This window comes from Xanthomonas sp. NCPPB 1754 (assembly GCF_041475725.2).
GTDB classification, from domain to species: domain Bacteria; phylum Pseudomonadota; class Gammaproteobacteria; order Xanthomonadales; family Xanthomonadaceae; genus Xanthomonas; species Xanthomonas euvesicatoria.
Map to the genome: position 1 here is coordinate 3856665 of NZ_CM192982.1, position 13297 is coordinate 3869961.

Here is a 13297-nt window from a genome sequence, read left to right on the forward strand (position 1 = left end):
TCGAACCGAGCCCACCTCCCCCGGATGTCCATGCACGTGTCTTCCATGCAACCTGCAGTTAGCGGCCCGATTGCCGATGCGCCGGTGTCCGCGCGCGGCCGGCGACTGCTCGGCATGCTGCACGCGCAGTGCGTGCAGGCGTTGAGCGGGCCGCTGCGGCTGACCGTCGTCGAGCTGGAACGCGAGCTGTTGCATCAGGCCGAGCATGCACGCAATAGCCAGATCCAGGCCGAAACCTACGCACAGATGCGCGGCCTGCGCGACCACATCGACCGGTTTCCGCAGGCATTCCTGCAGGAACTGGCGCACGCGCTGGCAAGCCTGCGTGAGCGCCCGGTGCTGACACCATTGACCGATGTGCCTGCGCAAACACAGATGCTGACCCTGGTCGAAGACACCGATATCGACCGCGACATCGTATTGAGCGACATCGCACGGCGCGAAACGTCGCGGCGTGCCGATGCCCTGCACCTGCTGGCGCAGCGCTTGGCAGTGATCGGCGCGGTGGCCGAATTCGAGCTGGAAGAATTGCCGATGGGTCCCTACGCGCTGTGCCGCATCGTGCGCCAGTGCGGTCAGACGCTGGGGCTGAACCTGGATGGGCAGCTGACGCTGTACAAGGTGTTCGAGCGCCAGGTGATGGACCGCCTGGGCGACCTGTTCGAAAGTGCCAACGGCGCGCTGGCCCAGGAAGGCATCCTGCCGGGGCTGATCTATCACCCGTATCTGGTCAAACCCACGCAGGTGCAGTCGCGGCGTGCGCCGCCGGCAGCGGCGCATGGGTCGAAGGACGCTGCCGCAATGAGCACGCCCGGTGCGGGCCCGCGCACACCGCGACCGGCCACCGGCTGGGCGGGCCAAGCCGCACCGACGGCGTGGCAGAGCGCCTTGCTGGATCCCGCTGCCGCGCCACCGGCCATGGCAATCGCCGCACCTGCGCAGGCGCTGTCGCCGGCGCTCAACGACGCAGTCCAGGCGCTGGGCGGCTTGATGGCGTCGGCACGGCAGTCGCAGGCAGCGGTGCACGCAAGCCACGCAGGCGCGGGGGCGCCCGCCCATCACGAGGTCATGGCGCCCTCTCCCACCTCGCTCGCCGCTGTGGCCCAGGCATCGCAGCACAGTGCCGCCGCTGCGGTGCCCAAGGCAGCGCTTGGCGATGCCTTGGCCAGCCTGCAAGGCGTGCTGGCCACGCAGGCGGCAGCAACGCCACATGCATCCGGCATCGATGCGGTGCAGCGGCAGGTGCTGAAAGTGCTGCGCCGTCAGCACGGCCCCGATGCCGCGCTATCGCCGCAGGACAACGACACCTTCGACCTGCTCGGCCTGCTCTATGCGCAAATGCAGCGCGAAGTGCGCGAGCAAGCTCCCGCCCAGGCGCTGCTTGCCAAGTTGCAGGTGCCGGTGGTGCGCGCAGCGTTGGCCGACGCGCATTTTTTCGTGCGCGACCAGCACCCGGTGCGCGAACTGCTCAACACCGTCGCCGAGTCCGGGGCCGTGTGGCTGGGCGAGGACGATGCCGACCCGCAACTGCTGCACAAGCTGGGCAGCGCGGTCGACAAGATCGTCAACGACTATCAAGGCGACGAGGCTGTTTTCGCCGCGGCCAACGACGACATCCAGACGCATCTGCGCACCCTCGCGCGCAAGGCCGAGGTGGCCGAGCGGCGGCATGTGGATGCTGCGCGCGGAAAGGAGCGGCTGGAATCTGCCAAGCAGCAGGCCCAAGCGCGCATCGAGCAGCTGTGCGAACAAAGCGCGCCGCCGCGCTTTGTGCAATCGCTGCTGCGCCAGGCCTGGTCGGACGTGCTCACGCTGACATTGCTGCGGCAGGGCGAGCAGTCGCCCGAATGGGACGAGCGCCAAGCGCTGACCGCACGCATTGGCGAGGTCACCTGCCGCAGCAAGGGCCAACCCACCGACATCGCGCTGGGCACCGACGTGGAAACCGCGTTGCTGCAGGTGGGGTATCACCACGACGAAGCAGCGGCGATCGCACGGCGCTTGTCCACGCCCGGTGGCGAGGACGAGGTGACCTCGCGCACCGAGCTTGCCGCCAAGCTCAAGGCACGCGCGCGGCTTGGCGACCAGGGCGACAACGCTGCGCGCAAGCAGGCGGCTACGCCGCGCACGCCCGCCGAAGAGGAGTGCTACCTGCAGGTGCGCAGCTTGCCGTTCGGCACCTGGTTCGAATTCGTGGTCAACCAGCAAGGCGACCTGCGCCGGCAACGCCTGTCCTGGTACAGCCCGATGACCGGCAACGCGCTGTTCGTGAATCAGCGCGGGCAGAAGGTTGGCGAGCACTCGCTGGACAGCCTGGCACGGCTGATGGCCGGTGGGCAGGTACGTTTGGTGGTGGAAGAGAAATCGCGTCTGATCGATCGCGCCTGGCATGCCACCGTGCGCACACTGCGCAGCCTGGCCGGCCAGTCGCCTGTTTCCGAGGGCCAGCCATGATCCAGGACACCCGCCGCGCACCGCGCCGCCAGCCGACCGACCTGCTGCCGGTCATCGATATGCTCAGCGAGGCGCAGATCGGCCGGGTCGGCAATGTGTCCGAAACCGGCATGCTGTTGTTGGCCTCGGTGCCGCTGCACGACGACGCCCTGTACCAATTGCGCTTTTCGCTGCCCGAACGGGTTGGCCGCGCGACCGAGATCGATGTCGGCGTGCATCTGCTGTGGTCCGAAGCCGCACACGCACCCGGGCAGGCCTGGGCGGGCTTCCGCTTCCTGACCATGTCCGAGCCGCACCGGCAACGCCTGCGCGCCTGGATCGCCGAAGAACATCTGGCCGGGTAAGCGCGGCCGACACACGGCCACGCAATGGCCAAGCGGGCGCTGCCGCTGCCTGCCGCTGCAGGCCCATACGTCGCCTGTTGCTCCTTCGCGCCGGCGGTCGTCCACGGACGATCGCGCCCTGGTTGTCGGCCGTATCAGACACAGCGCCGTTGCAGGGATTGCGGCAAACTGCGCATCGCCTTTGCATTGCCGATCGAGCCCCGCATGCCCCAACCCTCCTTGAGCAGCCTGTACTCCGACCACCTGCGCACTCTCACCGCGCGCGCCGACGAAGCGCTGCAACGCGGCGGCTTCGAGCATCTGGTGGTTCCCAGCGGCAGCACGCATTACCAGCTGTTCGACGACCGCGATTACCCCTACGCGGTGAACCCGCAGTTCAAGGCCTGGGTACCGCTGACACGGGTCCCCAACAGCTGGCTGGTCTACACGCCGGGCAAGCGCCCGACGGTGATCTTCTATCAGCCGTTCGACTACTGGCATGTGGTGCCCGACGCGCCCAGCGGCTGGTGGGTCGACCACTGCGACATCCACATCATCCGCACCCCGGAGCAGGCGCTGGCGCTGCTGCCCAAGCACGCTGAGCGCTGCGCGATCCTCGGCGAGCCGCAAAGCACGCTCGGTGCATACGTGCCGAACAACCCGCAGCCGGTGCTCGATTACCTGGAATACCAGCGCGCGTTCAAGACACCCTACGAGCTGGCATTGCTGCGCATCGCACAGCAACTGGCGGTGCGCGGCCATCGCGCTGCGGAAGCCGCGTTCCGCGCCGGCCAAAGCGAATTCGGCATCCACATGGCGTATTGCGCGGCAGTGGGCCAGGACGCCAATGACTTGCCGTACGGCAACATCATCGCGCTCAACGAACACGGCGCGGTGCTGCACTACACCGAACTGGGCCAGCAGCCGCCGCAACCGCTGCGTAGCTTCCTGATCGACGCCGGCGCCTCCGCATACGGCTACGCCAGCGACATCACCCGCACCTACGCCGCCGACCCCGGCAGCGACTTTCAGGCACTGATCGACGCGGTGGACGCCGCCCAGCTGCGCATGGGCCAGAACGTGCGCGCCGGCGTGGACTACAAGCAGTTGCACATCGAGGCGCATCTGGCGTTGATGGGCATCCTCAAGGAGTTCGGCGTGCTGACCGTCTCGCCGGAAGCAGCGTTGGCCACCGGCGTCAGCGCCGCGTTCTTCCCGCACGGCCTGGGCCATCTGATCGGCCTGCAAGTGCACGATGTGGCCGGTTTTGCCGCAAGCGACCGCGGCGGCCGCATCGAACGCCCGGCCGGCCACCCGTATCTGCGCCTGACCCGCGTGCTGGAACCCGGCATGGTGGTGACGATCGAGCCCGGCGTGTACTTCATCGACATGCTGCTGGACGAAGTGAAGAAGAACGGCCACGCCGCCAGCGTCAACTGGCAGCGCGTGGAAGCCTTCAAGCCCTACGGCGGCATTCGCATCGAAGATGAGGTGGCGTGCACCGACGGCAGCGCGGAAAATCTGACCCGCCCGGTCTTTGCCTCCGCATGAGCACCAGGCGCAACTGACGGCACTACGGTTGCGCTGAAGTGGGCTCTCAGCCGCGCCATCCACCGCCCGATCACGCTCCGCAACGTTTGGGCATCACCCTACGGAACATCGCCATGAACGACCCACGCCAGAGTTCGCACCCGGACCACCCGATGTATCAACAGATCGAACGCGGCGTGCATGCGATCGACGCTGCGCACGGCCGCGTCCCCGACCAGACCAGCGCACGCCTCACCGCCGCCTTGCTGCCACTGGCCAAGGAAGGTGGGCTCGCGCGCGTGGATCATGTGCTGATGAGCGAAGCGAACGATCGCGGCGTGCACGGCGGCGAAAACGTGTTCGTGGTGCAAGGCGACCCGGCCAACCCGGCGCATCTGCGCGCGCACATGAAAACCGAACAGGCGCTGGGCACGCCGGAAGAGCAATCGTTCGAGCGCGCCCGTCAGCTCGGCGGGCAGAGCGCGCCAGTGCAACAGCCCGAACGCACGCAGGCGCCGCAGCTGGGCCAATAACCGCCAGCCAACCCACGCCTGCGCAGCCGCCCGGCGCGCGCGGCCGATGCCCCGAACCGGCGTCCGCCATGGCACTGCTGCGGCAATTGCGCTGCGGCAACGTCTGCGTCATGACGCCAGCTGCAGCGTGTCGGTCCTTGTCAATGTCGTGCACGCCGGCGCTCATGCGCCGCCGGCCATCTCCGCTTCGATCTCGTCGGCACTGCGCGCCAGCGCATCGGTCAGCACACGGTGGCCATCGGCAGTGATCAGCACATTGTCTTCGGTGCGAATGCCGATGCCGCGCCACTTGGCCTCTACCGAAGTGTCGTCGGCCGACACGTAGAGCCCCGGTTCGATGGTGAACACCATGCCGGGCTCGAGCAGCCGCGAATCGCCGGCCAGCCGGTAGTCGCCCACATCGTGCACATCCAGGCCCAGCCAGTGGCCGGTCTTGTGCCGATAAAAGCGTTTGTAGTGTCCATCGGCGATGTTGCGCTCAAGTTTTCCCTTGAGCAGGCCCAGGCGCAGCAGGCCTTCGGTCAAGGTTTCCACCGCCGCCAGATGCCCGGCTTCGTACGCCACGCCGGGGCGCGCCTGTGCAAGCGCAGCCGCCTGCGCAGCACCGACCAGATCGTGCAATGCACGCTGCGCTGGCGTGAAGCGGCCGTTGACCGGAAAGGTGCGGGTGATATCGGCCGCATACCCACGATATTCGGCACCGGCATCGATCAGCACCAGCTCGCCATCGCGGCTGCGCGCATTGTTGGCACGGTAGTGCAGCACGCAGGCGTTGCTGCCGGTGCCGACGATGCTGCCGTATGCCGGCCATGCGTCGGCAGCGCGGAATTCGCGCTCGACCTCGGCCTGCAGTTCGTATTCGTGCACACCCGGCCACGCCATCCGCATCGCTGCACGGTGCGCGCGCACGCTGATGTCGGCAGCCTGCTGCATCAGCGCGATTTCGTCGCGTGATTTGAACAGGCGCTGCTCGTGCAACAGATGCCCGAGCTCGAGGAATTCGTGTGGCGGCTGCGCCCCGTGGCGCACCTGCTCGCGCACGCGCTTGAGCCAGCCGATCAATTTGAGATCGAAATCGACATCGCGCCCGAAGTGGTAGTACACGCGGCTACGCCCTTCCAGCAGGCCGGGCAGGATCTCGTCGACATCGTCGATGGGGTACGCATCGTCCATGCCGTAGCGTTCCACCGCACCTTCCTGGCCCTCGCGCGGGCCATCCCAGGCTTCGCGTTCGGCATCGCGTTCGCGGCAGAACAGAATCGCTTCGCCATGCTTGCGGCCGGGCACCAGCACCAGCACCGCCTCGGGCTCCGGAAACCCGCTCAGATACCAGAAATCCGAATCCTGTCGATACGGGTAATGCGTGTCGTGGCTGCGCACGCGCTCAGGCGCGGCCGGCAAGATCAAAATCGCCTGCTCGCCCGCCATCTGCATCAGCTGCTTGCGCCGGCGCGCGTACTCGGCCGCGCCAATCCCGGTGAGCTTCTTCATGCCGGCAATCAGTTCAGACGCTGGCGAAAGCGCGGCCCCATCACGCAGTCGCCATGCAGCAACAGCACCGCCACGCGTACGAATTCTTCGATCTCGGCCAATGCGGTGTCGTCCTCGTCGGCCGCGTCGAAGTCCTCGCTGGAGGCCTGCGCCAGACGCGCCAGATCCTGCAGCGCTTCCTCGCCTTCTTCGCTCAGTGCCGGACGCTGCTGCGCAGCCAGGCCGAAGCCGCCCAGGAAGGCGCGGCACCAGTCGAACAATGCATCGGTGCGCGCCGGCAACGGGGCGCCGTCTTCGACCAGCAGCAGCTCGAAGGCGAAATCGCGGTCTTCCAGTTGCGCCACGGTGGCCTGCCGCAACTGATCCAGCGCCCCACCCTGCTGGGGCGCCACCTGACCGCTGTCGGCCAGAATGCGCGCCAGCCAGTCGGCGCTGTCGGCACCGCCGCCGGAGAGCCACCCGCACAGTCCACCATGCAACTCCGCCGCAGAGGACGCCAGCGCGAGCTGACGGCTTTCGTGTTGCACAGCGGTTACGTCGGGCAGATCCATCGGGTCATCCAGGCTGAAGAGCGAAAGGTGCCGGCGCACGGCCGGCGATATGACTTCCCAGTGTACCAAGGCGGCCTGCGTGGGCCGCGACCTGCGCGTTTCAGCGCGCGTTCCCCTCCTGCAATGCCGGCCTGCCTGGATCGGTGCCAGGCCTTGCAGGGCTTGGACCGACGCCAGGGATTGGGGCAGCGTGGGCGCTTGACCACCCCGCGCACGCGCCCCTATCGTGAGCGCATGGACAACGCTGCCGCCCTCGCCCAGATCCGCGCACTCGCTGCCCGCGTGGAGGCGTTGGTGGAGCGTACCCAACGGCTCACCGACGAGAACCGCAGCCTGCGTCACCAACAGGAGCAGCTCATCGGCGAGCGCTCCCAACTGTTGACCAAGAACGAGCAGGCGCGCTCGCGGGTGGAAGCGATGATCGCCCGCCTGAAGTCATTGGAGCAGCACACGTGAGCAACAACGAACCGGTCAGCGTGCGTATTCTGGATCGTGAATACACGGTGGGCGTGACGGCAGACGAGCGCGAAAGTCTCACCGCCGCCGCGCGGCTGCTGGATCTACGCATGCGTGAGATCCGCGGCAGCAATCGCATGGCAGCAGTGGACCGTGTGGCAGTGCTGGCTGCGCTCAACTTGGCGCATGAGTTGCAGCAACTGCGCGAACAACAGGCGCTCTACGATCGTGAATTGGCAACGACGCTGGACACCTTGAATCGCCGGCTCGACAGCGTTGCCGACACACCGCGCTGAGTGGAATTCGCACTGCCATCGCAAATATGAATCCTCAAGCCCGCCGACCGACGAGTGGGCTAGCCATCGCGGCACAGAGGTCTATAATTCACCTGCGTTCTCTGCTGTAAACGACAGCGTGCAAAACATTCGCCTTGTCCCTTAATTACGACCACGGGGGCGCGACGAAGCCGGGTGTGCAAGTCCGCCGTGTAGCGGGAAGCCCGATGGCCTCACAACGTCCCCACTTGAACCCCGGGTTCAAGGTCGTTTCGCCCGCATCGTCACGGCGGAGAATGCAAATCTGAAACGGCGCCTTCGGGCGTCGTTTCTTTTTGTGCGTCTGACGGTCTGACATGCGACAGTTGAAGCGGCCCTGCGGGTCTGTTGCGCTCGCGATGCTGGTGCCGTGTCGGTGGCGTTGCCGCGCGCGGCAATGCGCACGCTGCATCGCCCATGCAGATGCAGATGCAGGGCATATGTCCGGGTAGTGCGTACCCCGTAAGGCTCTATCGGCACGCCCACAGCGCAGGCGCAACTGCGGGCCGCGTCGCACGCCATGCTAGGCAGGCGCGTGTGCGCATTCGACAATGCAACACCGATTGCGCTGCGAGACACCGATGACCGAGGACCGAGATGCGTTGCGCCAGCAGTTGCGCGCACACCGCCGCAGCCTGCCGGCAGCGCAGCGCCTGGCCGCAGCCGATGCGTTGGCACAGCGTTTGCTGGCGCTGCCGTTCGCACCGCACCGCGGTGCCGTGGCGGGCTATTGGGCGATGGACGGCGAAATTGCGCTGCACCGCTGGCAGCTGACCTTGCCGGCGGGAGTGCGCTACTGCCTGCCGGTGCTGGACGGGCGCGTGCTGCGCTTTGCGCCGTGGCGGCCGGGCCAGCCGCTGGTGAGCAATCGCTACGGCATTCCGGAGCCGGATGTGGCACGCGCCGACACGTTGGCACCGGAGGAGATGGCACTGGTGGTGACGCCGCTGACCGGCTTCGATGCGGCGTGCCGTCGGCTGGGAATGGGAGGCGGCTGGTATGATCGCAGCTTCGCGTTCCGGCATCGCCAGGCGCCGCCTCCCTGGCTGGTCGGTGCTGGCTTCGCTGCGCAGCAGGTGCCCGCCCTGCCTTCCGAAGCATGGGATGTGGCGGTCGACGCCATCTGCACCGAACGCGCCACCTTCCTGAAAGACGACACCGTTTCCGAATGACTGCCCGCAAGCGCTACTGGTTGATGAAGTCCGAGCCGGACACGTTCTCCATCGATGATCTGGAACGTGTCGGCACCGAGCCCTGGAACGGCGTGCGTAACTACCAGGCGCGCAACTTCATGCGCGATGGCATGCAGGTGGGCGATGGCGTGTTTTTCTACCATTCCAACTGCAAGGTGCCCGGCATCGTCGGCATCGCCAAGGTGGCGAGCGCGGCGTATCCGGACGACACCCAGTTCGACCCGTCTTCCGACTACCACGACCCAAAATCCACCCGCGAGGACCCGCGCTGGATGCTGGTGGACGTGGCGTTCGAGCGCAAACTCGCCCGCACGATTTCGCTGGATGAAATCAAGCAACAGGCCGATGCGCTGGGCGAAGGCTTTGCGCTGATCGCACGCGGTAACCGCCTGTCGATCCTGCCAGTGACCGCCGCGCAGTGGAAGTTGCTGCTGGCGATGGAAACGCCGTGATTGGGGATCCGGCAGTTGGGATTCGCCCATTGCCACCCCGCGTGACCGGCTTTTACGAATCCCAAATCCCCAATCACTAATCCCGAGCTCTTTACCCATGTCCGAAGCAAAACGCCTGGCCGCCGAAAAAGCGATCGATTACGTGGAAGACGGCATGATCGTCGGAGTGGGCACCGGCTCGACGGTGGCTTACTTCATCGACGCGCTGGGCCGCATCGGCCATCGCATCAAGGGCGCAGTGTCCAGCTCCGAACAGAGCACCGCGCGCCTGCGCCAGCATGGCATCGAGGTGCTGGACCTCAATCACACCGGCAATCTGTCGCTGTACGTGGACGGCGCCGACGAGTGCGACCCGAACCGTTGTCTGATCAAGGGCGGCGGCGCAGCGCTGACGCGCGAGAAGATCATTGCCGAAGCCAGCGAGCGCTTCATCTGCATCGTCGACCCCAGCAAGCAGGTGCCGGTGCTGGGCAAGTTCCCGCTGCCGGTGGAAGTGATTCCGATGGCACGCAGCCTGGTGGCCCGCCAGATCCTGGCATTGACCGGCGGCCAGCCGGTGTGGCGCGATGGCGTGGTCACCGACAACGGCAACGTGGTGCTGGACGTGCATCACCTGCAGATTACCGACCCGGTGGACCTGGAGCGCAGCTTGAACCAGATTCCCGGCGTGGTCTGCGTGGGTTTGTTCGCGCGGCGCCCGGCCGATGTGGTGATCGTGGGCGGCGAGCCACCGCAGGTGATCTGAAGATCGCGTGCGGGCCTTCGCATGCGCAGTGACGGCCCGCATTGCGAAGCGATGGCGGGTCGCACATATCCCGCTTGCAGCAACCGCACGACGCACCGCAGCCGCTTGACGCACGCGGCCGCTTGGCAGATGGTGCGGCATCCTCGCCAGTCGGTATGCCGCATGCGTTGTTCTGGTCTTCTAATCCTTGCGCTTCTGATGCTGCTCGGCGGCTGCGCCAGCAGCGGCGACAGCTGGGTGGAACTGGCAGGCACGCGCTACAAGGTGGAACTGGCGCAGAACGATGCCGATCGCGCCAAGGGCCTGATGTTTCGCGATGCCATGGACCAAGACCGCGGCATGCTGTTCATCCACGACCGCCAGGAGCCGATGGCGTACTGGATGAAGAACACCAAGATCGCGCTGGATATCCTGTATTTCGATGAACAGCGCCGGCTGGTCTCCCAGCAGCGCGATGTGCCGCCGTGTTCGGCCGGCGACGCCTGTCCGCCCTATCCCAGCAGGCAGCCCGCGCGCTATGTGCTGGAGCTGAATGCCGGCCAGGCCGCCAAGCTCGGCCTGAAGGATGGGGCAACGCTGCGCTTCAGCCCGGACATCCCGACGCCCGAATAAGCGGCTGCAAGCAGGTCCTGGGACCATACCAGCCAGGCGCATGGGGCCTGCCGACGGGTGAGACCTGCGCGTCACCTTTCCGAACGGCGTTTGCGACCGTCGGACGCAGGGCCGCCTGTCAGCGTTACGCGTTCATGCGCCCCGCGTCCCTGTCAGGAAGTACCGGACTTGAACCCTGCGCCGCTTGCCGACACTCTTGGCAGCATGGTCGACATGCTCCCACTTCCCCATTGGACCGCGCTCGCCAGCCTGGACGACGATGCGGTGCCGTTGATGTCCACCGCGCTGCTGATCGCGCGCGACGAGTATCCGCAGCTGGATGCCGAGCTGTACGACACGCTGGTGCAGAGCCACGTCGAGCATCTGCGCCGCGAAGTGGACGCAATCGATCTATGGCCGCTGAAGATGGCGGCGGTCAATCGCTACTTATTCGACGAGCTGGGCTATTCGGGCAATCACGACGAGTATTACGACCCGCGTAACAGCTACCTCAACCAGGTGTTCGAGCGCCGGCTGGGCAATCCGATTTCACTGGCGATGGTGCAGATCGAAGTGGCGCGCCGGCTGGGCATCCCGTTGGCGGGGGTGTCGTTTCCCGGCCATTTCCTGGTGCGTCTGCCGGTGGATGACGGCGTGCTGGTGATGGACCCGTTCAACGGCGGCCGTCCGCTGGGCGTGGATGAGCTGCGCGAACGTGCCCGCCCGCACCTGGGCGGCGAAATTCCCGACGACCGCGCGCTCGCGCAGATTCTCGACCCCGCCCCGCACCGCGCGATCTTGATCCGCATCCTGCGCAACCTGCACGGCGTCTATGCCGATGCCGAGCACTGGGACCGCGCCGCCCGCAGCGCCGACCGCATCCTGAAGCTGGTGCCCGACCAACCCGAGGCCCTGCGCGACCGCGGCATGGCCTATCTGCATCTGGGCCACCGCAACGGCGCACGCCACGATTTATCGCGCTACCTGGTGCTCAACCCGGGCGCGCAGGACGCGGCCCATCTGCACGAACACCTGGTGGAATTGAATAGCCAGCGCGCGCGGGCGCATTGAGCGGGTAGACGCGCCGGCTGGCTAGGCCAGTCTGCCCGGATAGGCCACCGCCGCGTGGTTCTCGGCAACGCGCGCACTGGCCGGCCCGCATCGCAGCAGCATCGTGGTCGCCGACACTGCCTGATTGCACGCCGTTGGCGGCGCTCAGTCGATCTCCACCATCTCGAAGTCCTCCTTGGTCACGCCGCAATCGGGGCAGGTCCAGGTGTCGGGGACGTCCTGCCAGCGGGTACCCGGGGCGATGCCTTCTTCGGGGATGCCGTCGGCCTCGTGGTAGAGAAACCCGCAGACGACGCACATCCAGGTGCGGTAGGTGGTCGTGGATGTCTCGCTCATCGGATAATCGCGGTCATGCAACAGTGGGCCTGCATTGTCCCATCCCATCCACCGCTTTCGGAAGCGTTGCCATGCCCAACCGTCTCGACGTTCGCGGCGTCTATCTGATCACCCCCGACGAGCCCAACACGCAGCGCCTGCTGCTGCGCACGGCGCCGTTGCTGGGGTCGATCACCTGGCTGCAATACCGCAACAAGCAGGCGGATGCGGCGCTGCGGCTGCGCCAGGCCGGCGCCTTGCGCGAGGCATGCGCGGCCCATGGCGTGCCGTTGATCATCAACGACGATGCGCAGCTGGCGGCGCAGGTCGGTGCGCAAGGCGTACATCTGGGCGAAGACGATGGCGATGTGGCGGCAGCGCGCGCACTGCTGGGCGAGCAGGCCATCATCGGGGTGTCGTGCTACGACGATATCGAGCGCGCGCGCGCCGCAGCGGAAGCGGGCGCCAATTACGTGGCCTTCGGTGCATTTTTCCCGACCACCACCAAGCAGACCACCCGGCGCGCAACGCCTGCGTTGCTGCAGCAGGCAGCCGAACTGAACCTGCCGCGCGTCGCGATCGGTGGCATTGCGCCTGCTCAGGTGACTGCGCTGGTGACTGCCGGCGCCGATCTCATTGCGGTGGTCAGTGGCGTGTACGCGGCGCCGGATCCGGTCGCAGCGGTGCAGGAGTATCGCGCAGGGTTTGCGGCTCAGCGCGGCAAGCTTTGAAAGTTGTTCATCCAAGCGCTTCAATCGATTTGAAGACAGCGCGTTTTTCATTTCGCTGCATCGCTTGGGTGAAAAACCAGGTGCGTCGCGCGCGCGGTGCCCTCGCCGCTTGCGGGAGACGCCGCAAATCCGTCCTTGGAGGCTCGATGGCGGCATCCATGCCGCCAACGGTCCCGCAAGCGGCGAGGACACCGCACCAGAAGGTTGGCTGGCGGCCAACCGAGCGGGTCGTTGCGTGCGCGGCCACGCTGCTGCCGATTGCTTCGTGATGGCACTTGCCGGGCACGACGAGAGAATGACCAGAGAAGCGGGTGATTGACCGATGTGGAAAGCGCCTCGAGCGCTGCTCCCACATGCACAGCAACCAACGCGACAGGCCCTTGCCCGCCTACCGTCGCCGGACCTTACGCGGCATGGATGCCGCGTAAGAGCTTACAGGGACGTACTTGCAGCGTGTCCGGCGATGGTAGGCGGGCAAGGGCCCTGCAGCCAAGAAGCAGATCTAAGGCTCCCAGGCTTGGCCATACAAACCGTCCAATCCACTTCA

The 13297-nt window shown here is 66.5% G+C and carries 15 protein-coding genes, 1 other RNA gene and 1 pseudogene; 13 read left to right on the top strand and 4 right to left on the bottom strand.

Going from position 1 to position 13297, the window contains the following annotated elements; genetic code table 11:
• Nucleotides 1–24: 24 nt before the first annotated feature.
• From ACCQ15_RS16665 to ACCQ15_RS16680, 4 genes are all read left to right on the top strand, one after another.
• A complete protein-coding gene (locus ACCQ15_RS16665) occupies nt 25–2454 on the top strand; it encodes a DUF1631 domain-containing protein (protein ID WP_372380811.1) in 2430 nt (809 codons plus the stop codon).
• The gene (locus ACCQ15_RS16670) at nt 2451–2798 is read left to right on the top strand and encodes a PilZ domain-containing protein (RefSeq protein ID WP_008575819.1); all 348 of its coding nucleotides are present in this window, start codon (nt 2451–2453) and stop codon (nt 2796–2798) included. Before ACCQ15_RS16665 ends, ACCQ15_RS16670 begins: the two co-directional genes overlap by 4 nt.
• A 204-nt stretch (nt 2799–3002) precedes the next feature.
• Nucleotides 3003–4328: a Xaa-Pro dipeptidase gene (gene pepQ, locus ACCQ15_RS16675; protein ID WP_029820191.1), complete on the top strand. Its 1326-nt coding sequence runs from the start codon at nt 3003–3005 to the stop codon at nt 4326–4328.
• Between the two features lie 113 nt (nt 4329–4441).
• Nucleotides 4442–4840, top strand: coding sequence for an XVIPCD domain-containing protein (locus tag ACCQ15_RS16680; RefSeq protein WP_218534295.1), 399 nt, complete (start codon nt 4442–4444; stop codon nt 4838–4840).
• A gap of 162 nt (nt 4841–5002) precedes the next feature.
• On the opposite strand, the gene ACCQ15_RS16685 is transcribed toward ACCQ15_RS16680, so the two are convergent.
• Nucleotides 5003–6331, bottom strand: coding sequence for an aminopeptidase P N-terminal domain-containing protein (locus tag ACCQ15_RS16685; RefSeq protein WP_014090969.1), 1329 nt, complete (start codon nt 6329–6331; stop codon nt 5003–5005).
• Nucleotides 6332–6339: 8 nt separating this feature from the next.
• On the bottom strand, nt 6340–6882 hold the full coding sequence (locus ACCQ15_RS16690) for a YecA/YgfB family protein (RefSeq protein WP_011348467.1): 543 nt from the start codon (nt 6880–6882) through the stop codon (nt 6340–6342).
• 234 nt (nt 6883–7116) lie between these two features.
• Here ACCQ15_RS16690 and ACCQ15_RS16695 point away from each other — a divergent pair, with 234 nt between their 5' ends.
• From ACCQ15_RS16695 to ACCQ15_RS16730, 8 genes are all read left to right on the top strand, one after another.
• The gene (locus ACCQ15_RS16695) at nt 7117–7338 is read left to right on the top strand and encodes a TIGR02449 family protein (protein WP_003486122.1); all 222 of its coding nucleotides are present in this window, start codon (nt 7117–7119) and stop codon (nt 7336–7338) included.
• On the top strand, nt 7335–7634 hold the full coding sequence (locus ACCQ15_RS16700; protein WP_008575813.1) for a cell division protein ZapA: 300 nt from the start codon (nt 7335–7337) through the stop codon (nt 7632–7634). Before ACCQ15_RS16695 ends, ACCQ15_RS16700 begins: the two co-directional genes overlap by 4 nt.
• Nucleotides 7635–7729: 95 nt before the next feature.
• Nucleotides 7730–7913, top strand: a non-coding RNA gene (gene ssrS, locus ACCQ15_RS16705) — 6S RNA.
• 320 nt (nt 7914–8233) lie between these two features.
• On the top strand, nt 8234–8824 hold the full coding sequence (locus ACCQ15_RS16710) for a 5-formyltetrahydrofolate cyclo-ligase (protein WP_065628787.1): 591 nt from the start codon (nt 8234–8236) through the stop codon (nt 8822–8824).
• On the top strand, nt 8821–9297 hold the full coding sequence (locus ACCQ15_RS16715) for an EVE domain-containing protein (RefSeq protein WP_029820195.1): 477 nt from the start codon (nt 8821–8823) through the stop codon (nt 9295–9297). The genes ACCQ15_RS16710 and ACCQ15_RS16715 overlap by 4 nt, the downstream gene beginning before the upstream one ends.
• Nucleotides 9298–9394: 97 nt before the next feature.
• The gene (rpiA, locus tag ACCQ15_RS16720) at nt 9395–10042 is read left to right on the top strand and encodes a ribose-5-phosphate isomerase RpiA (RefSeq protein ID WP_218555558.1); all 648 of its coding nucleotides are present in this window, start codon (nt 9395–9397) and stop codon (nt 10040–10042) included.
• 162 nt (nt 10043–10204) lie between these two features.
• On the top strand, nt 10205–10654 hold the full coding sequence (locus ACCQ15_RS16725) for a DUF192 domain-containing protein (protein ID WP_031424199.1): 450 nt from the start codon (nt 10205–10207) through the stop codon (nt 10652–10654).
• A gap of 168 nt (nt 10655–10822) precedes the next feature.
• Nucleotides 10823–11704, top strand: a complete 882-nt coding sequence (locus tag ACCQ15_RS16730; protein WP_014090972.1) for a SirB1 family protein — start codon at nt 10823–10825, stop codon at nt 11702–11704.
• A 144-nt stretch (nt 11705–11848) separates the two neighbouring features.
• Here the strand turns inward: ACCQ15_RS16730 and ACCQ15_RS16735 are convergent, their stop codons facing one another.
• Nucleotides 11849–12088 (bottom strand): rubredoxin, encoded by a 240-nt coding sequence (locus ACCQ15_RS16735; protein ID WP_008575804.1) that lies wholly within the window; start codon nt 12086–12088, stop codon nt 11849–11851.
• Between the two features lie 23 nt (nt 12089–12111).
• On the opposite strand from ACCQ15_RS16735, the gene thiE reads away from it, so the two are divergent.
• Nucleotides 12112–12750, top strand: coding sequence for a thiamine phosphate synthase (gene thiE, locus ACCQ15_RS16740; RefSeq protein WP_031424204.1), 639 nt, complete (start codon nt 12112–12114; stop codon nt 12748–12750).
• 84 nt (nt 12751–12834) lie between these two features.
• Here thiE and ACCQ15_RS16745 read toward each other — a convergent pair.
• A pseudogene (locus tag ACCQ15_RS16745) lies at nt 12835–13036 on the bottom strand (hypothetical protein); the annotation flags it as partial.
• Between the last annotated feature and the right edge of the window lie 261 nt (nt 13037–13297).